Genomic DNA, 19104 nt, shown 5'->3' on the forward strand with positions numbered 1-19104 from the left:
TTGGGCTGATCAGGCCCGGGGGGACGGCAAGCGCCTCGATCGCCTTCCCGCAACAGCTCACGCCTGCTTTTTTCCCCTGCCGCGAAGGAGGCGGCATTCCTCGCGGGAAGACAAAAAAGCAGGCTTTCGCCGTCCTCCGCTGGCGCTGCGGGCTCAAGGGCTGCGGGCCGATCGCTCCCCGGGCAAGGGATCGCCATCGAGGCTGCGATGGACGCGGCCCGAGCAAAACAGACGGAGATCATCATGGCGACCATCGGCACTTTCACCGCTTCCGACAACGGCTACACCGGCTCGATCAAGACGCTGACGCTCAACATCAAGGCCAAGCTCGTGGCATCCGAAAAGGACAACGACAAGGCTCCTGACTACCGGATCTTCGCGGGCGCGACCGAGTTCGGCGCCGCCTGGAAGAAGACCGTCCGCGACAGCGAGCGCGAATATCTCTCGGTCAAGCTCGACGATCCGAGCTTCCCGGCCCCGATCTATGCCTCGCTGGTCAAGGTCGAAGGCGAGGAGGGTTTCAGCCTGATCTGGTCCCGCCGCAGCGGCGACTGATCCTCAGGGATCATCGGCCCCGCCTCCTCGGAGGCGGGGCTTTTTTGCGTTTGTTGCGCCGCTTTGAGAAGGAAGCGGGAGGGCATTTTGTGCTCCGACAAGGGTCTTCGCATGGGGAAAAATGCGATTGATGGAAGGGGTTTTGTCGGAGCATTTTGGATCGATCGCTTGGAATTTGCGGCAGATCTGGCTCTGATTTTCGATCTAGCGGCGTGGTATTTCGTTCGTCTCGCAGCGGGGAATGACGTCTCTGCGCGTGCTCCCAGAGCTCGAATTGCGGTCCGCTATTGAGTGAAAGGGCCGTATTTCAGCCGGGTCCTAGAAACGCGCTACGGCAGAGAGAGGAAGCGAGAAGGGGTGAGGTGAAGCGGAGATAGAAAGCGAGTAAGCGTCCGGAGCGTGCACCTAGCCTCATCCCTTGACAGGATTCTCCGCTTTCCAGGTCCACGGCAGCAGTTCGTCGAGGCGGTTGACGGGATGTCCATCGACCATCCGCGTGAGCACGTCGCGAAGGTAACTGTAGGGTTCGACGCCATTCAGCTTGCAGGTTTCGATGAGCGAACAGAGCACCGCCCAGCGCTCGCCGCCGCCATCGCTTCCGGCAAAAAGGTGGTTCTTGCGACCGAGCGCGACGGGGCGGATCGCGCGCTCAACAGGGTTCGTATCGAGCTCGACGCGGCCGTCATGCAGGAAGCGCGTCAGGCCATTCCAACGCGAGAGAGCGTAACGCATCGCCTCGGCAAGCTTGGCACGACCGGGTAGCAAGGGCAGTTGCGCTTCGATCCAAAGCCGGAAGTTCTCGACCAGCGACCTCGATAATGAGCGGCGTGCGGCCAGTCGATGCATCGGCGATTGACCGCGGATTCTGGCCTCGACGGCGTAGATTTCGCCGATCCGGCGCAATGCTTCCAGCGCCAACGGCGCACCGTCAGCCTCGGCAATTTCGTAAAACTTGCGCCTGGTATGGGCCCAACAGGCGACAAGAATGATGTCGCCGTTGCCGGTCAGCCGCTCGAAGGCGGCGTAGCCATCGACGTGCAGAACGCCCTTAAAATGGGCCAGATGCGAGGCGGGACGCTCGGCCTTTCGATCCGGCGCGAACAGATAAACGGCGGCTGGCGGCGCCGGTCCACCCCAGCCGTGCTGGTCGCGCGCATAGACCCACAACCGCCCTGTTTTCGTCCGTCCTCGGCCTGGATCGAGCACCGGGATAGGGGTGTCATCGGCAAAAAGATGGTCGGAAGCGAACACGTTTTTGCAGAGCCGTTCGTGCAAAGCCGCGAACCACCAGCAGGCGCCGCCGACCCAGCCGGCCAGTGTTGAGCGCTCCAGTTCAACACCATGGCGCGCAAAAATCTGCGCCTGACGATAAAGCGCGTGTGGTCGCAATACTTGCTGACCAGCACCTGGGCGAGCAGCGCCGGCGTGGCCAATCCGCCCGCGATCGGCCGTTCGGGAGCAGGGGCCTGGGTGACGGTTCCGCAGGCGCGGCAGGCAAATTTCGGACGGCGGATACGAATGACACGCAGCTCGGCCGGTACCCAATCCAGCATCTCGCTGACGCTCTCACCAATGGCATGCAAGGCGCCGCCACAGCACGCGCAGACCTCACTGCCGGTGGTGAGAACGACCTCTTCGCGCGGCAAATGATCGGGCAATGACTTGCGTTTTGGCGGTGAGGTCGGAGACGTAACAGCTGCTGCAAAAGCGTCCGGATTTGTCTCCGCAACCGCCAGATCGGTGTCGAGATCTTCAAGTCCAAGCGCGAACTGATCGCTGTCGAGCCGCTCGGAGCGGCGCCCATATTGTGCGCGCTGAAGCTGTTTGATGATCAGACGGAGGCGCTCGATCTCACTGTTTCGATGCTCGATCAGCGAGGCAATATCGCGGACCAGGCGATGCAGAAGCGCTGGGTCGGACGGCAGATTGTTGAGATCAAGCTGCATGTCCGATTCTACTCGGACAGCCTGATTCGATGAAGCAGATTCGCTATATTTGAAGGGGTTTTGACGTTCTCAGCCCGCGATGGCTGGCCGCCATCGACGCTCCGGCGTGCGCCAGTCGATGCCTTCGATCAGCATCGCCAGTTGCGCCGGCGACAGCGTGACCGTGCCGCCTGGATCACTCATTCTGGGCCAGATAAAGCCGCCTTGATCGAGCTTCTTGGTGAACAGGCAAAGCCCGTTGCCATCCCAGAACAGGATCTTCAGCATGCACGCCCGCTTGCCTCGGAAGGCAAACAGATGACCGGAGAACGGATCCTTCCTCAGCGTTTCCTGGACGATGGTCGCGAGCCCGTCGAGGCCCTTTCTCATGTCGGTGTACCCCAGAGCCAGGTGCACCTTCACGCCCGCCGGAACGATCATCATGAAGCCGTCTCCCGCTCGGCGACGTGTCGACGGACGACGTCCAGATCAGCGTCAGCGGGCGCGAAGACGCGCCGACCATCGGCCAATTCGACCGCGACCATGCCGTCAGGCGGCTGCAACAAGTCATGAAGCACGAGGAGCGAAGGACCGTCCGACGCACCGTTTGCGACCTCGACCCGAGCCAATTCCGCCCGCGCGCGTCGGCTAAATCCGAACTGAACTCGCCATCGGAACAGCATGCTGGTGACGATGCCATGGCGCCGGCAGACCTCGGCGGCGCGGGCACCTGGAGCCTCGGATTCGCGTACGATCGCGAGTTTTTCTTCGTCGCTGAAGCGGCGTCGGTTGCTGCGTCCGTCGCCCGATGGACCCACGCCCGGGGCCTCGGTCAAGCCGCTTTCGACGACGGACTCCTTAGCAGCGCTGCTAGCACTAGTGCTTATTTGCGCCCGGGCACTGGGGTGAAGCTGCGCTCGCCAGTCGATGTCCACCTCGTTGGCTTCGATCAGATTGAGCCAACGTTGCAGGGCAAAACGCGATAGTCCATGGGCCTTGGCGTACGCCCGCACGCTCATTCCGGACCACGTCATCGCCTCGACATGCATGGCCCAGAACGCCTGGACGGCACGGCTGCGCGCGTCGCTGGACAGCTTGAGCGGCCGCTGTAAACGACGCTGCTCACGCTTCAATTCGGCTTGCACCTTAAGGGCTTCCAAGTCGACCAGGACGCTCAGCCAGCGTGCAAATGTGCCTTGGCCCAAGCGATGCTGACGGCAATAACTGCGCCGGCTGAGGCCGCTCTTACGCCACGCCTCGATGTGCACCGACCACCAGGTTCGGCGCGCTCTGTTCTCATATTGTTTCCGCCCCACGAGCTTCTCCATGCTGCAGAGAAATCCAATATGGAACGGCGAGGCATTCTCGAAAGACGTGCGAGAACCGGACGCTTACGCAAGCGATTGGGAGGGCAAGATAAAAGTACTATCGCCAAAGGGCAGCTAAGTGGTTGTCTGCACATCCAATAGCTAGCGCTGTTACGGTCCGCGATGTCGCCAGAGCCAAGCCAAGGCCAAGACGCGTCTTGGTGATTGCGTCCGCGGCCGCGAGCGCGTGGCACGCGCCACGAGCGGACCACCTAGCAGTCGATGGTGAATTGGACGGAAGCTTGGGCTGTTGAACGAAGGGCTATGAGTGCAGTCAGCAGTCTTCGACATCTTTACTGTGAGCGTCGAATGAAGGTGTGCCGCAGTGGAGCGTCGGACCATGAGCCTGTTTCGCAAGCATGTGTCGCTCTTTGGCTGGCGACAACAGAGTCAACGGTATCAATGTTCGCTATCTCCATTACGACGCCGTCAGGCATTGGACCCGCCGGCGAGGTAGTTGGACACGGCGGCGCGCCATTAGTTCCACATCATCATTGTCCTGATGCATCGTCTCATGGGCATGCGCTGCAGGATCATGCTATATGGGAGGGACCAGGAAGGGCCTCACCGCGACACTGTCGCCAGACGCTCGGCGAGTCGGCCCCTGTCGGCGCTTAGCAGTCCGGCATGAAAATGCATTCGCGCGCCGATTTGTCTCGCGAAAGGCCAGCGCTCTGGCTAAGGTCACACTGGCGGAAATCGGCATCGGCCGGTGATCGCCAAAGAGCCTTCGGTCGAACACAATAGCGGAGCCTCACTGGGCGCTCTCAAGCCTCATTTGCTCAACGTTCGAACGACGCGATCGCGCGTTGCACCGCACGAGCTGAATCTTGAAGCCTATTCAGGAGCGTTCTCAGCTCCGCTCGTGTCGTTTCTTCCAGACGCAGATTGCCGCCAGCCAGGAACTCCTGGATTAGGTGGTCAATGGAAACCGTCTTGACGACCGACGAGCATGCGGTTGCCTCTCCAGCGACGGAGGACGCGATTCTACCGTCGCCTGCCAAAGCTATTTCCACGGACACGTTAGCGAGGACCGCGTGTTCGATCAGCCCGAGAGGGATCTCCAATGAAGCCACAACTCTCCCGGTCGACACGTCGAGATAGCCGACCTTCGAGATTTCTCGGCCACATTTGACGAAGGGACTGAGGCTCAGCTCAACCGGACTTGCTGACATTGGTCGCCCAATTTCCTGGAAGGAGGGAAGGATAACCATTTTATGACTCATAGTCTATGGGCTAGACAGCACAGATTCTCTTGCTGTCCTGCATGCGCTTGCAGGATCGAGTCGGTCTCAACGTTCAAGAATTGCGTCGGGCAAGAAAGCTCAGCCAAGAAGAGCTCGCGAGCTTGTCCGAGGTCCATCAGACGTATTTGAGCGGGGTCGAAAGCGGCAAAAGAAATCCATCGCTCTTGGTTATTGAGCGGATAGCCAAGGCTCTAAAAGTCGATCCGGAGGAGTTGGTTCGCCGACGGTGACTAGCAAGCGTCCCACCAGTTACGAAAGTTGTAAAGCGCCCGAACGATGGTGCGACGAGGGGGACGATTTCGCTTCGTGGGACAGGGCCAATTTCGACAGTCACTGTTGGGCCGGGCTCCGGCACCATAAACTTGTTCGAGTCCTTCCCCCGCTGCCGCGTACGACCAACTGTAATGGGGGCCTCCGGAAAGGTCCTTCGCCGACCAGTGCGGCCATCTCCCTTGATCTCGACCGCGGAGCCTTCCCAAGGCCTTTCGGGTGGACGATGACATTGTGCGCAAGCGACTGCCCCGCAGCCTCGATTTGCACCTTGGCCTCTTTCATCCTGCCGGCAATGCTCATTCTATTCCTCTTGGCCGGTCTCAATTCCGAACGGCGGAGCCCGCGGCCCGTCCCTCGCATCGTCCTGGGACCTAACTCGGACAGGTAGCGCTTACCTTTACGAGGCCCGCTGGCAGTGGTCGCGCCGAGGGCAGGCGGCCCTCAAATCTGAGGCGCGGAGGTTGAGTCCCGTGTGATTACGGTACCACCCTTAGCTGCTGAGGGATGAGCCCAAGCTGGGTGTATCAAGTTGGAGCAAACAATCCGACGTGAGGATTGCCAGATGAGCGAGCGCGAAATCGACATTGCATGTGCGGTGTACGACGCCGTAGTCGTGGCATCCTTTGGCTTGCTCGCCTTCGGCACATGTTTTCTTATGTCAACGTGATGCGCGTCCGCCCTTGTTTGTCCTGGCAGGGGAGGGCGAAGAGACCGCCACATGCGCTGCGCCCTCGAGGGCCGCGCGCCAGGACGCGATTGCCAGGAATCCCCTCGCGATGGATGGCTGGTCTACTTCAGGCGTCTGCGTCGGCGGCCTCGAAAGGGGCGCGGTATCCCGGCGCCAAGCGCGAGATCATGCTGACATCGACCGCATAGGACTATGCGATCGACGCCAGGCTCTCACCGGCAGCCCGACGCTTCACCGCTTCCTCACGCTGGCAATCGGACAGTTTTCGCTTGCGGCCAAACTTGACCTTGTTTGCCATGGCGCGTTTGCGGCCTTCACCAGTGCGCTCGGCGATCAGTGAGCGCTCGAATTGCGCGATAGCAGCCAGCATGTCGCGAGCAGCTGGCCTTGCGCTGATGAGGTATCGAACAGCGGATCTCCGACACTACGGAAGACCGCGCCGGCCTTGCCGACACGCTCGATCAGGTCGAGCAGTTCGCGGGTCGAGCGGCCGAGCCGGTCCAGCTGGTGACGAGGACCACGTCGCCGGCCTTCATAGCGGCCATGAGCTTCGCCAGTTGGGGGCGATTGGCGCGGGCGCCGCTGATCTTCTCGCGATAGATGGTATCGGCACCAGCGGCTTTGAGGGCTTCTAGCTGACCGGTCAGGTGCTGGTCCTGGGTCGAGACGCGAGCGTAACCGAGGGTCGCCATTTTCGTCTCCAATTTCGCAAGTAACCTTCGCAAAATATAAGCCAGCTGACTGTGCTTGATAGCTATTTCTTGCGAAACTTAGGAGTTTTACAAATAAGTCCGCGGCACTTGATGGCCGTGGTGGCTCGAGCGGTTTTGCACCCATGGGCTCAGTGTCACCGGCCTTTCCGAGACGAGCTTGGCCCGTAAGTTGCTCGCTCATCCGAGCCAGGATTTTGCCGCTACACTCCTGGGGCTGGACCGACGCCGCCCGCAGTGTAGTCCATGAGTTCGCTGACCGGCCTAGCCGGTGCTGGGGACGCGGGAGGGGGTGATAGAAGCGCGTCCTCGGCGGTGTCGGACATCACCATCTGCTCCGCCGCGCGCCACGCGGCGGCTTTGGTTAGTCCGACTGCGACGGCGTCGTCGTTGAGGGTGACGGCATAGGTCCCGTCGCGAGTGCGAATGATGTCGATGGTGGTCATGGGGGTGCGTAAACGCGCGCGCTGGCGGCGGGTTCCTACGGACGGCCGACACCTGCGAGCCCGACAAAGCGTTGCTCCGGTCGGCCGGGAACGAAAGCACAGCAGCACAGTTGCAGCCTCAAAAGCGCGCACCGCACTTGGTCAACTGGCCGCGCTGGTCCCGTTGTTGGCCATGTCAGCTCTTGGCCGCGACGGGACCCCCGGGCTGCAGGCATACTCGAGTCGGAAAATAAACCTAGGTCGGCGGATCTGTGGCGCGACCGGCGGCAAAAAATTTCGGCGGACGGATGCGTATGTGGGGGAGATGCGTATGTTGGGAGTGACTAGCTTGCGGCAAGCCATAGAGAAACTGGGTCCCTACCAATCACTCACGCTGTTAGCCGTACCGGTCTGTCTGGTTGAGCCTTTGAAGCTCATCGCTCTAGCGGTGGCGGGTGAAGGCCACTGGATCAGCGGCACAGCGATGATCATCGCAGCGTATGCCGCCAGTCTACTCATTGTGGAACGACTGTTCGCGGTGGTGAAGCCAAAGCTGCTGAAGCTTCACTGGTTTGCAAAGGTGTGGGCTTGGTTCATTGTCATACGAGACAAGCTCGCCCGTGCGTTTCGGAGCACGTTCGGGTTCGTGACGCGCGTATGACCACGTCGAGCACTCGTGAAGGGCATCGCTACTACGCCGGCTGACGCACGCGAGCGCGTGCAAGATCCAAAATTTTTTCAGCAGCGCTTCGAGATTTAAACGACGGCCCACGCCGCGCTTGGCTTCACGCGTTGGCGCTGGATGGACCCCCCTGGGTACACCTGTCCACGGCACCCCCGTCGCGCGCCCTTAACGTGGCCAAAAAATCTCTAGGACCCCGAAACCGAATTTGTAAACGAAGCCGCAAGGTGGTGCGACGATCGGACCGCGATGGTTGCGGTCTCCGTGGGGAACGGCATGCCGGGAACGTTCCATGCGTTCAGGGGATCCCGCTCGCCGGTTTAGGAACAAGTGTTCACTTTGTAACTTAAGTACCAAGAGCGCGCCGAGACCGCCCATGGACCAGCCTACCCAAGATCCGCAATCAACCCCCAAAGCCATGAGCTGGCAGAGCCGCTGCCCCAGGTGCTCCGACGTGCCTCAAGTAGTTCGAACCTTCATCGATTCAGCTAACGGGGAAACCGTGCGTCTCATGGAGTGCAAGTGCGGGGAGCGTATTTGGAGCAGCTAGACTGTCGGTGAGATGCCAGACTATCGCGCCTACTTCATGAGTGCGGACGGCAAGATCATCGGGGGCCGCGCGTTCATCTGCGAAAACGACCGAGACGCAATTACCTTAGCTGAGCATCTTGTCGGGGCTGCACCAATAGAGCTGTGGTGCGGCAACCGAATGGTGCATCGCTTCGCCCCACGCGAGAAGACGTAAGACCGTCTCCAGGTTGGCGGCCAATTCTCATCTAGTCCGCGATAAATTTCCTAGCGTGGCACAAACTGCACTTTGCACGCGAAAGGTTCCCCGCTTAACTTAGGATAAGTGAGTGCATGATCGCCAGGTGGTGTGTCATGGCAGAAGTACTCCTCCGCGTGGGCTACGTCGCAATAGGTCTTTGTCCTATCGCTGTAACCGTCTTCGCATTGCTCATTTGAACCTGGTCCGAACACACCACCGGGCCGGTAGAAGGCCCCAGCAACGAGCCTTCCCCCTACAAAGGCCCCAATGTTGCTGGGGCCACTCAAACGTGGAGGCTCGCCCAAGGTCGCGCGCGGCTTCTTAAAAGCGATCGCGAGCCATGAAGACATCTGCAGAAGCCGAAGCCTTGCTACTAGCAGTCGAACGCGATCTGGACGAAGTCCCATCGAGACGACTGCGCCAGCTAGTGCGAAAGGCCGTCGAAGAGTATCGGAAGCAAATCCGGCATCAACGCAAACGCTATCACTGAGGTCGCCTCAGCTGGCGGCCTCCTTCCACTCTACTCAGCGCAATCTTGAAATCGCGGGAAGCGCGCTTGTCGCGTCCGCCTCCGGCGGACCGAGTAGGGCCCAAACGGCTACGGCCAAGACAAGCGCACTCAAGAACGTCCACGACGCTAAACGCATCACGGCATCATCGCCATGTTTGCCAGGTCGGCATCTGTGAAGCTTGGCCCGCCCGATGCAAAATAGATTGTGGCGAGCATCAATACTGAGAACGCTATGTAGCCAAAAATGATCAAGCCGTCATGACTGCGAACAGAAGACGGCATGGTGTGCGAAATCGCCATGACCAATTTCCTATTCAGAATTGCGCTTCGTTGCGCGGCATCATCGTAGGCTTGATCTGCGAGAGCGCTGTGAAGCAATTCACAGCATTCGCGCACAAATTTCCGTCATTCTTCGTTGGCCGCCTCGGAATCTTATTTTCGCTTGAGGCTCGTAGCCCTAGCTCGCTGCAGTTCGGCTCGCGGAGGGTAGCTCGACCCGCCACGAGCGGCTTTGGCCCATAGCTGCCCAGCCCCCTTGCAGGGTTTCGTGTTTCATCCTTAGATTGCCGCAATTGGCTTGCCGCTCGTGTAGCGGGTCCGTGAGGATGTATATGAAAATTATTGTCCTGGCCGTGGTGCTTGCACTTGGCACACCGCTGGCGCTGGCTCAGAGCGGCGAGAACCATAGCTCCTGCAATGCAGCCGACGATACATCGGAACGCGCCGTCATTTCCGATTGCACGCAACTGCTCGATAGCGGTAAGCCGGATCAAGGCGAGCGCGCGGCCATCTATTACAGCCGCGGAGCCGCCCATTGGCGCAATGACGATTTCGATGCGGCGATCAATGATGAGAACGAAGCCATCAAAATCAATCCAAGCTTCGCGAATGCCTACATGAGACGGGGCGCGGCCTATCTTAGAAAAGACGACTACGATCGGGCGATTGCTGACAGCACGAAAGCTATCGAAATCGATCCCCTGAACATACGAGCATATTCCAATCGTGGTCTTGCGCGTGAAAGGATGGGAGATCATCGTGGTGCGTTGGCGGACGAGGACAAGGCAATCGCGCTTGATCCAAAATTTTCAGTTGCCTATATCGTCCGGCAGGAGATCCATGCCGCGCTGGGACACCAGAGCGAAGCGTTGGCCGACCTCGACACGGTGATCGGGATCGAGCCGGAAGGTGGCTTTGGAGGTTACCGTGCCCGGGCCACCGCCTATCAGCGGAAGGGATACTATGACCGCGCCATTGCCGACTTCGATCGTTGGATTGCTATAAATCCGGATAGTGCGCTCGCCTATGAGCTTCGCGCGTATTCTTACTTGAGCAAAAATGATAATACGCGGGCGATTGCTGATGCGAGCAAGGCGGTCGAGCTAAGTCCTAGGCTGGAACATGCGTACCGCACCCGGGGCATCGTACTTATGCGCAATAACGGTCTCGACGCTGCGATCGCCGACTTTACCGCCAGCATTGCAATCGCTCCTAACGGCGCGGCCGGCTACCAGCTTCGCGGCCAGGCGTATGCGCTAAAGGGTGACCTCGATGATGCGATCGCTGATTACACAAGGTGGATCGCGTGCGATCCGAAAAACGCAAAAGCCTATCGCGCACGTGGTCTGCTTTACGAGAAGAAGAAGGATGCCGCCGCTGCCGGTGCAGACTATGCAGCAGCAACCGCGATTTCGACGAAGTCTTCTCCAAGCTTCGTCATCCCGTCATCTCCAGCGAGTGCAGGTGACAGGAAATGATCTGTTGAATCAGAAGGGCTCATGGGCTAGCGCTTCGTTCATGGAATGATGGCGGGCGCGAGCTGCCTTCTTGATCCCGGGGTTGCGAGCGCTGTCCTACGGCCGAGTGACCTTGTTCGCCAGCCGCTCTGCAAGCCCGACAGGATGTCTTTGGCGGTTGATCGCCGATTCTTGCAGCTTCCTGGGCAATTGCCGTTCGTAGCGGATCGCGGCCTGACTCGGGTTTCTGACATCGAGAGCCTGGTCCCGCACGCCGCCGCCGATGCTTTGGTTCTTGTTGATGGTGTTGGTCAGCGTGGAGTAGGGCGAGACTAGGCCTCGACCTAAAAAATCTGCCTCCTGCGCAACGGCTCGAGCGGCGCCACGCCAGTCCCCATGCGCGGCCTTTGCAACATCTCCCGGTTCGATGATTGGCTTCCCGCGCCAGTCGAGACCCGAGAGTTGTTGCATTGCTGTTGAGAGCGCTGGAGACAGGGTGAATGTATCGCGCGCTGCTGTGGTGAGGTTTTCCTTGCCCCGGTCCGCTTCGTAAAGATGGTAGGGGATCGCGAGAGGCCCGCGACGCGCCGCGCTTGCGTGGTCGTTGCCGGTGATCCATCGCGCGGCTTTATCCAGAACCGGGTAAACAGCGAACGAGAGCAGCCCCATGGCGAACAGGTTGCCGATCGCATCCAGCTTGTTGCCGCGGGATCCGCGCACGAGGTCCTTGGCGATGTTGGCGTAAGAATTGAATACGCCATAGTGGTAGCGCCCAAACACCATGAAAGTAGGTTCGGAGAGAATCTGGGAGAAGATTCGCGCTCCCTGCTTGCTGCCCATAATGGTGGCTGGAATTCTATAATTCGGGATGTGCCGCTCCGCTTTCGTGATGGCGTCCTGCATCGACATTCCGTCACGCATGTGCTCGAGAACGGAGTGGGTCAGGAACACGTCGTTGGCAGCCCACATGATGTGGCTGGAGGCCTTGTAAACAGCCTTCACGAGATCGCTCGGACCGACGCCGAACTGGCGCGCGATAGGGTCCCATTTGGACGGGTTCTTTTCGACCGCTTCTCCAAATCCCTTGGCCAGATTGTCCAGCGCACTGCGCGAAATCACACCGCCGTAGATCGTGCCGGCTCCGCTCTCACGCAATTGCTTCTGCAGTTCGTCCTGCCTGACGACGGACTTGATCGCCTTCAGGCCATCCAGGGCGAGGCTTGTATAGCCGCCAGTGCCGGGGACCCATCGGAAGCCTCGCTCCACAAACCAGTGTTCTCCCACGTTGCGGATGTGCGCCGTCGGCATCCAGAAGATCGCGCGCGTCACAGCCTGGCTCAGTTGGCGCAGTCTATTGATTGCAGGCTCGTTGATGCCGGGGCGGGCGAAGTCATCCATGACATACGCAAGCTGCGGGTCCATCTTCCAGCCCTTGAAGTTTTGGAGCCGCGTCTCGACGTAGCCGTCCGGCGCCTTCTCGCCCGGCTTTTTGGCGTGCTTCAGGAATTCGGGGTTTGATTTGAGATCCTGCAGGAACTGCAGATGCCGCGCAATCTCGCCAAGGTCGAGATTGGCCGCAGAGGCGGAGAGGGCGGCGTTGTGATAATATTCGGGATTGCCGCCGCCGGCCATGCGCGCGTGCTCTTCGATCTCCGGGGTCGTGGCTTCCTTCATCGTGAAGTCGCGGTGACCCAGCTGGTAGTTTTCACCGTTCTTGTATTCAAAGCCGGGGTCGACAACCTTCATCGGCTTGCCATTGTTCCACAACGTGAAGCCGTCATGGTTTAGGGAGATGACATAGCGACGGCCCTCTGGGCTCTCCAATGCAACGAACTTGCGATCCAGCATCGTGCCGCGAGGACGCGTGGCCAGCGCATACGTGCCCTCGATCGGATCGGCGCTTTCACCCGGGTTCAGGATGTTACGTTCGGGCGAGTCGCCTTTTCCGATGCGATAGATGTGGTCGCTGATTTTGGGCCCGAGCATGTCCGGGTCAAGCTTCGAAACCTGATCGAACAGCCGGTCATTTTCGTCAAATAAGGGCTTCAGGTGCTGATTGTACAGCGCCTGTTCATGCGGATCGAACTGGCCGATCTTGCCGGCCTCGCGCGCGAAATACATTCGCTCTAGCGTCTTTGGGTTGTTCAGCTCCTGCGGGAGTGACGCAGCCCATTTCTGCAGGTCAATGACGTGCTGCTCTTTCGCCTTGCGCACCTTGTAGAGCTCGTCCGAAAGGGAGCGTGCGTACTCTTCCTGGGGACTGAGATTGTTGTCGTGCACACCGCGAGCGATATAGCTCTTGGTCGGTTTGCGCCCCGGCTCGAGGAATGAATGGAGAAAAGCCGATCCCTTGAGCTTGGACTTGAGGTCATCGGCAATCTTGCCGTGGTCGATCCAACCGCCTTCGTCGTTCAGGAGCTTGTCCATCAGGCCGCGGGGAGACTTGGAGTTGCTCTCTGGCAGGTCGGTCTGCGTGTCGGGTAGGCCTTCGGCGCCCACTCCGCCTTGGACTTTGTCGCCATCGTTCGCCCGAGCAGGCATCGAGGCATCACGAGCAGGCTCAGGCGCGCTTGCCATCTCGTCAAATGAGGGCAGTCGCACACCCTCCACTTGTTGCTCGGGACGGACTACCTGTGGCTGGTCGGGCTCTTGGATTGGCTGTGGCGCAGATTGGCGCGCTGGCTTCCCCTCGAGTTGATCCAATAACGCCGCCGCTGTTGCCGGATCAACATCCCCGGTGGTCAGCATGTCTCCCTGTTCGGATGGCGCATTATCCTTCCCGTAGACCCGCTCCGACCGCTCCGGGCTCGATTGTGGATTGCCTACCGTTTCGCCGGTCGCCGGAGGCGCCGTCTGGACGGTCGCGGCCTCGCCCTCTACCACGGGCTGCTGCGAAACCTGCGCCTCGTCCTGTGCGGGCTGGGCGGCTGGATTGAGGTCGACGTTGGGACGGCCGGCAACGCGGCCAACTGCGCGAGCGCCGGCGCCGGACAGGGCTTCACCAGCGCGGTTGAAGCGCGGAAACGCTGCGCCAGCTGCGCCTGCGACCGCCAGCTTCGTCGGGTCGACAACGCCTTCGCTGTAGAGTTCCTGACCGGCCTCGAAACCGCCCATGAGCGCGCCACCGAGGACGCGTTCACCGACCCGGGCGCCAGCTGCTGGAGACATTGTTGCGATGGCCGGAGCAATGCCACCGACAAACGCCGTCTTCGGGTTTGCCTGGATGTTGGCGGCACGCTGCGCGTCATCGTTGAAACCAATAGCGTCAAGGGCCATCGACTGCGCCTTATCGGTGGTCGTGGAGCCGCCGATCATGCCGAGCAGTCCGCCGATGATGGGACCGGCCGGCGCAAAGGGGCCAAGGAATGGCGCTGCCGCCGTACCTAGTGCAACGCCGGCTCCGGCACCAGCAACACCCCCCGCTGCCGGCAACGCACCGTGCGCTGCCTCGCGACCAAACGTCTTCAACTTGCTTTCGGCCTGGGGACGCGGTGATTGCTGGTCTGCCCGCGGGAACTGCCGATCCCATTCCTCACCGGGCCACTGGTCTTCACCTGAAGCCTGAACCGGCGCGGCATCGACCCGAGGGAATTGATTGTCCCACTCCTTGCCGGGCCAATCCGGAATTTCATCGAACATGAGCGGCCGTGCAGGCTGAGCGGCCTGCTGGCTGTCAGGCATGTCATCGAACGATGGAAGGGTATAATTCTCGGCCATGGCAGCGCCTCTCTGACGGGATCTTTTCCCGTCCGAAAGTGCGCCCAACTGCGTTTATAGGAACTTGGCGGCTTTGCTTGAGGTTGCGGGTCGCTCGGCATAAAGCGGAAGTCGCCCGGTCTGGCCGCCAAGGGCGGCTTCCAAGCGAGGTCGGAGCCAAGGCCGATCTAACTACCAGACGCAAAGTATTCAGATCACTTCGGCGGGGGAGGAAGGGCACCGATCTGGTGCAGCAAAGCGAAGCGATCTGGTACGCCCCAGTGCTCTACAAGTTTCCCGTTGTTGAAGCGGCAAATGTCGAGCACGTCGATGGCCATCGGCCTGCCCGAACCTAGATCGACACCTGTCGCTCTGCAGCGAGCCCAAACTGTATCTTCCGTTTCAACCCAAGCCTCCAACGTAAGCTTGAAGTCTTTTAGGCTCCTCCGGGCACCCTCGATCTGAGATTTCAAGATGGCCGGACCGGGCAAGTCAGAGTTTGTCAAATACTGGTGCTCAAGCAGCCGCTCCGCGCAGACCTCGTCTGCGACTGACAAATCACCGCGCGCGAAGCCGCGATCAATGATGGAGCGAAAGACTTCAAGGTTGGATTGTGCCACGGCCGTTCTCCAATGAATAAACCTAATGAGGCAGCTTAACAGAGCCTGCCCGCCTAGCTGACATCTCCGCGGGCGCAGGACATCCGCTTTTGACCCTGGTTGTGTGCGTTTTTACACGGCCAAGACCCAACGCGGACATGGTCCTCCTGCGGTAGAATTTTTGCGTCTCGAACGGTTTAGTATACGCTTGGTGGCGTGCATGGACGTGGCGAAATCATCCTGACTGCAAAATTTTACCTAAGCAGTCTTTCTGCCAAGCAGGGATTCGAATGATGATTGAGATCAACGGAATGGCTCACGTAATCCTGACCGTCTCTAATTTTTCGGCCGCGCGAGACTTTTACGGCAAGCTTCTACCAGCCATGGGGATGACCCCGGTTTGTGACACCGAAAAATTCTTCTATTGCGTCGGCGGCCGAACCGCCATTGGCATTGAACCTTGTGCTCCAGAACACGCAAGCGAACGCTTCGTCCAAGCGAGGGTCGGATTGCATCATCTATGTTTACGCGCGCGCACCCGAGAAGACGTAGATCGCTGCGCTGCTATTCTCCACGAGGTCGGCGCCACCATTGTTCGCGGTCCGCTGGAAGGAAATTGGGCCCCCAGCTACTATTATGTTCTGTTCGAAGATCCCGATGGCATCCGACTTGAGGTCAACTACGTCCCGGGTGCCGGCGTCTTTGCTGCTGGTGCGACCTTCAACCCGAGCGATGGGTACACCTGATTCCTTGCAGGGGCACGTAGTTCGCGTTCCCATTTCAACCGGGAAGGCGCCCAATGTCTGCGTCTGGCCTAAGCTGACGGTCCGCATGACCACCCGGAAGGCCGGCTCTTCGAGAGTAATCAGACGCCCCTTCGCTCGGCGCTATGGCCGACTTTTCACCCTGAACAGATGCTATCGTTCGCTACGATGCGGAACGACTTACGATTTCCCCGGAGGCACCAAATGGAAAAGGCGTACAATGCTGCCGATATTCACCCCATCTATATGAGAGCCTTCAATGCTGGCGACATCGAAGCCACAGTTGCCTGTTACGAGGACAGTGGATGTTTCGTGTCAGCTTCGGGGCGCATTGCTCGCGGCGCCGCCGAATTGCGTGAAGTATACCGCAAAACGTTTGCTGCAAGACCTACCTTTCATGTGGAGGTTCGCAAAGTTCTCGAAGCCGGAAATGATCTGGCCCTTGTTATCGGCGAGTGGACCTCTAAGGCTCAGATGCCGACCGGCGATATGAAGATTTGGTCGGGCACCTACACCGATATCGTCAGGAAGCAATCGGACGGCACCTGGAAACTGGTCCTTGATAACTCGCATGGTGTCGAACCTTCGAAGGCGCAATCGACCTGATCACCGGCGCTTAATTCCGGTTCTAGCTCATTAGCGACATGCCGACGTCTCGCATGGAGCCCACTAGAATGAGCAGCACCGGAGATGCATGCATCTCCGGCTCTTTCGCTAGGTGACGGCTATCAGTTTGCCAATGTGCCGTGAGGTTCGTTCTTGGCTGCTTTACGCATGACGTCGGCAACCGTTTGATAGGCTCCTGCCCATGCCGACTTAGCCGAGGGTGTCCATGCGGAAGCGAGGCCTTGCTCTAAGGTCCATAAGAGCGCTGCGCCCACAGTCTCATAATGCTGATCGGTCACGCCGTAGCTTTTGTGAGTTCTACCGAGATTTTCGAGGATAGGAATGATCGGATCAAAGTTATCGAGGCCGTTCACAACAGCGGCAAGGGCTCCGATTAGTTTCTTGCGCTGTTCCTTCATGTCGGCATTTGCAAACATTGGCCGCAACGACGGGTCCAGCGCAAAGAGACGATCATAGAAAAGCGTAGCGGCTTGGTCAGCGATCGGAACGACCTGAGACCAAGTCGATTTCACAATAGTCGCATGTTCTGGGGACACGTGCTTTCTCCAAAATGAATAAAACACCGCGCTCGAATTTACCCAGTCCAAGCAACCATCGGAAATTCATTGAACCGAAGGGACCCATCTCTAATCGAGATGGGAGCGGCCATCGTAGGCGTCGGCGCTCTGTTGATCGGCAGAACATTCCTCCGACGTGGTGACGACGCGGCCTCAGCGCTGCGCCTCGCTGAGGCCGCTTCTTCGGCGCTGGTGCCGCCGGCCGCCAGCTGAGGTGGCCTCAATGGTAGCTGCGTGGGTGCTGAATCAGTTTCCGATATTCTTCGACGGCCTCTCGCATTAGCTGGCGCAATCGTCTCGATTTGACTTCGTCAAGATTGCGCTCAATTACCGCAAGCAAGGCTTCGGCTTCTGCAAATGTCTTCATGGCCTCTCGCTGATGCCCCAGTAAAACAAGACGCCCCCCGAAAACAGATTGCGGCCCATCGCCAGTGATGAGGACAGAACATGAAACGCGGTCATCGACTTCAGGCGAGCAGATCGAGCGGCCCCAGCAGCTGTTGGACCCTGGGAGGCTTGAAGCTGCTGGGGCCAGCTACCGAGCCCGTTGGTGCGTGCGGGCCGGGTCGCGCCTACTGCACAAACATCGCGATGCCGATCATCACAAAGGGACTAAGCCCGAAAAGGACGATGCAGACGCTTCTGAGGAGTTCACTGACCATAGCTACTCCAGCGTTTCGCACCGGGAGCCTACGTCGATGGAACTCGGTCCGAAAGTGCAGTTTGTGCCACTTTGTCCCGGTCCCGTAATATTACGGAGTCGCAAGGAGCCTCGGGGCTCGGCGCGGCCATTTAGCTTTTGTCCCGCGCTGAGGCCACTTCGGTTCAGTGAACGACGCCTTTGAGGTTGCTGGCCACCCGGTCCTCATTGTCCGCTAGCATGTCATAGTCGGCCGCAAGCTTTTGATAGGCGCGACGCAACCCGTCGTCTGACGTGCATGACGACAGCGTGCGGTATTCCTCCGCTACGTGGCGGTGCTTAGCCGCCTCTGCGGCGTAATCGCGAGAGGTCAAGCGGCGCTCCATCGGGTGGATAATAGCGAAGAGCGCGGGCTAGGCGAACATGTCTTTTCCGGGCTGCAGCATCCTCACGAACGTTCCGCTCTCGTGGTACTCGAGCCAGCCCTGACCGATCGCATGCTGTAGTCCGGCCCAGTACTCAGACGGCGTCGCCTTGTCCTGGTAGAGCATCGGATAGTTGATCTTCTCGATGTAGATCCGGCCATCCTGGACCGACTCAAGCGCGCGGGCGTGCTCCATGATCCTGCGGGCGGCTTTCTCGGGGTCGGAGTAGGGGCGGTCGCCCTTCATCTGCATTGTTGAATTTCCGTCAACTTGCTGTCCAGCGCTCATACCAGCTTGAGGCTATCTTTCAGTTTGCGGTTGATGAGCATTTCGGCGCGCCGCTTTGCCAATTCCGGCAACCTCGTGCGCACGGTGCTGTGTACGATCTCATCGTCGAGCTGAATGACTATCTCAAATTGATCGTCGTATCGGCTCGTCACGCTGAACGTAACGCCTCTGTGGCTGTAAGACGTGGGCATGCGCTGGACTTAGCAATCAACAGGCGGCTCCAGTACCGGAAAGGTACGGGGCAATCGTCCCGCTGCCAGCATAGCGCCATGCGATGTTCGTTACAGGCCGGCGCCGATGTCGATCCCGTATCGCGCAAGGGCGATCGACAGCACCAAACCGAAAAGGCTGAATAGAGTGACCACCGCAAGGCTCGACATCGGCCGGTGGGTGGCCCGGAGATCCGTTACGGGCTTCGAAAGAGCAACCATCTGAAATTCTCCCCAAATGAATGCGGAGAGGCTAGTAGTTAAATATTACCGGCGAATTTCGCCGATCGTTTCAATTGCGCTGCGTTGGAACGCAGTCCGTCACGTAGGGGCGCTTTGTTTTCTATGAGGGGCCCTCTTGTGAGCCACTTCATAAGCGCTGACGTTCGCCCCGCCTAGTGTCCATTCGAA

At 59.4% G+C, this 19104-nt stretch carries 18 protein-coding genes and 2 pseudogenes; 6 read left to right on the forward strand and 14 right to left on the reverse strand.

Features of this window, described 5'->3' with window-relative positions; all coding sequences use genetic code 11:
- The first annotated feature begins 243 nt into the window (after positions 1-243).
- Entirely contained in the window at positions 244-555 is a 312-nt protein-coding gene (locus ACVIW0_RS10110) for a DUF736 domain-containing protein (RefSeq protein WP_461352183.1), read from the forward strand.
- 411 nt (positions 556-966) lie between these two features.
- Here ACVIW0_RS10110 and tnpC read toward each other — a convergent pair.
- The 4 genes and pseudogenes from tnpC to ACVIW0_RS10130 all read right to left on the reverse strand — a co-directional run bounded on the left by tnpC (position 967) and on the right by ACVIW0_RS10130 (position 5022).
- A pseudogene (gene tnpC, locus ACVIW0_RS10115) lies at positions 967-2501 on the reverse strand (IS66 family transposase).
- A 69-nt stretch (positions 2502-2570) separates the two neighbouring features.
- On the reverse strand, positions 2571-2924 hold the full coding sequence (tnpB, locus tag ACVIW0_RS10120) for an IS66 family insertion sequence element accessory protein TnpB (protein ID WP_453963431.1): 354 nt from the start codon (positions 2922-2924) through the stop codon (positions 2571-2573).
- Positions 2921-3808 (reverse strand): IS66 family insertion sequence element accessory protein TnpA, encoded by an 888-nt coding sequence (tnpA, locus tag ACVIW0_RS10125; protein ID WP_461352184.1) that lies wholly within the window; start codon positions 3806-3808, stop codon positions 2921-2923. Before tnpA ends, tnpB begins: the two co-directional genes overlap by 4 nt.
- 821 nt (positions 3809-4629) lie before the next feature.
- The gene (locus tag ACVIW0_RS10130) at positions 4630-5022 is read right to left on the reverse strand and encodes a hypothetical protein (RefSeq protein ID WP_461352185.1); all 393 of its coding nucleotides are present in this window, start codon (positions 5020-5022) and stop codon (positions 4630-4632) included.
- A 92-nt stretch (positions 5023-5114) separates the two neighbouring features.
- Between ACVIW0_RS10130 and ACVIW0_RS10135 the strand changes: the two genes are divergently transcribed.
- Complete coding sequence (locus ACVIW0_RS10135) at positions 5115-5324, forward strand: helix-turn-helix domain-containing protein (protein WP_461352186.1); 210 nt, start codon at positions 5115-5117, stop codon at positions 5322-5324.
- A gap of 921 nt (positions 5325-6245) precedes the next feature.
- Here ACVIW0_RS10135 and ACVIW0_RS10140 read toward each other — a convergent pair.
- Positions 6246-6747, reverse strand: a pseudogene (locus tag ACVIW0_RS10140) (recombinase family protein).
- A gap of 444 nt (positions 6748-7191) precedes the next feature.
- Between ACVIW0_RS10140 and ACVIW0_RS10145 the strand changes: the two are divergent.
- Positions 7192-7851, forward strand: a complete 660-nt coding sequence (locus ACVIW0_RS10145) for a hypothetical protein (RefSeq protein ID WP_461352187.1) — start codon at positions 7192-7194, stop codon at positions 7849-7851.
- A 1436-nt stretch (positions 7852-9287) separates the two neighbouring features.
- Here the strand turns inward: ACVIW0_RS10145 and ACVIW0_RS10150 are convergent.
- Positions 9288-9452 carry a hypothetical protein gene (locus ACVIW0_RS10150; protein ID WP_461352188.1) on the reverse strand — a complete coding sequence of 55 codons (165 nt, stop codon included), beginning with the start codon at positions 9450-9452 and terminating at the stop codon, positions 9288-9290.
- A 311-nt stretch (positions 9453-9763) separates the two neighbouring features.
- Here ACVIW0_RS10150 and ACVIW0_RS10155 point away from each other — a divergent pair, with 311 nt between their 5' ends.
- Positions 9764-10909 carry a tetratricopeptide repeat protein gene (locus ACVIW0_RS10155; protein ID WP_461352189.1) on the forward strand — a complete coding sequence of 382 codons (1146 nt, stop codon included), beginning with the start codon at positions 9764-9766 and terminating at the stop codon, positions 10907-10909.
- Between the two features lie 96 nt (positions 10910-11005).
- On the opposite strand, the gene ACVIW0_RS10160 is transcribed toward ACVIW0_RS10155, so the two are convergent.
- Positions 11006-14605 carry a hypothetical protein gene (locus ACVIW0_RS10160; protein WP_461352190.1) on the reverse strand — a complete coding sequence of 1200 codons (3600 nt, stop codon included), beginning with the start codon at positions 14603-14605 and terminating at the stop codon, positions 11006-11008.
- Positions 14606-14799: 194 nt separating this feature from the next.
- On the reverse strand, positions 14800-15204 hold the full coding sequence (locus ACVIW0_RS10165; protein ID WP_461352191.1) for an ester cyclase: 405 nt from the start codon (positions 15202-15204) through the stop codon (positions 14800-14802).
- A 272-nt stretch (positions 15205-15476) separates the two neighbouring features.
- Here ACVIW0_RS10165 and ACVIW0_RS10170 point away from each other — a divergent pair, with 272 nt between their 5' ends.
- Together ACVIW0_RS10170 and ACVIW0_RS10175 are read left to right on the forward strand one after the other, a co-directional pair.
- Positions 15477-15929, forward strand: a complete 453-nt coding sequence (locus tag ACVIW0_RS10170) for a VOC family protein (RefSeq protein ID WP_461352192.1) — start codon at positions 15477-15479, stop codon at positions 15927-15929.
- Between the two features lie 222 nt (positions 15930-16151).
- The gene (locus tag ACVIW0_RS10175) at positions 16152-16553 is read left to right on the forward strand and encodes a YybH family protein (protein WP_461352193.1); all 402 of its coding nucleotides are present in this window, start codon (positions 16152-16154) and stop codon (positions 16551-16553) included.
- Positions 16554-16675: 122 nt separating this feature from the next.
- On the opposite strand, the gene ACVIW0_RS10180 is transcribed toward ACVIW0_RS10175, so the two are convergent.
- The 6 genes from ACVIW0_RS10180 to ACVIW0_RS10205 form a co-directional block, all read right to left on the reverse strand.
- The gene (locus ACVIW0_RS10180; protein ID WP_461352194.1) at positions 16676-17110 is read right to left on the reverse strand and encodes a globin family protein; all 435 of its coding nucleotides are present in this window, start codon (positions 17108-17110) and stop codon (positions 16676-16678) included.
- A 241-nt stretch (positions 17111-17351) separates the two neighbouring features.
- Positions 17352-17498 (reverse strand): hypothetical protein, encoded by a 147-nt coding sequence (locus ACVIW0_RS10185; RefSeq protein WP_461352195.1) that lies wholly within the window; start codon positions 17496-17498, stop codon positions 17352-17354.
- A gap of 458 nt (positions 17499-17956) precedes the next feature.
- Positions 17957-18145 (reverse strand): hypothetical protein, encoded by a 189-nt coding sequence (locus ACVIW0_RS10190; protein ID WP_461352196.1) that lies wholly within the window; start codon positions 18143-18145, stop codon positions 17957-17959.
- Positions 18146-18184: 39 nt separating this feature from the next.
- On the reverse strand, positions 18185-18448 hold the full coding sequence (locus ACVIW0_RS10195) for a hypothetical protein (protein ID WP_461352197.1): 264 nt from the start codon (positions 18446-18448) through the stop codon (positions 18185-18187).
- A 32-nt stretch (positions 18449-18480) separates the two neighbouring features.
- Positions 18481-18675: a hypothetical protein gene (locus ACVIW0_RS10200; protein WP_461352198.1), complete on the reverse strand. Its 195-nt coding sequence runs from the start codon at positions 18673-18675 to the stop codon at positions 18481-18483.
- 90 nt (positions 18676-18765) lie between these two features.
- A complete protein-coding gene (locus tag ACVIW0_RS10205; RefSeq protein ID WP_461334778.1) occupies positions 18766-18915 on the reverse strand; it encodes a hypothetical protein in 150 nt (49 codons plus the stop codon).
- Positions 18916-19104: the final 189 nt, after the last annotated feature.

It is taken from the genome of Bradyrhizobium sp. USDA 4454, assembly GCF_054822705.1.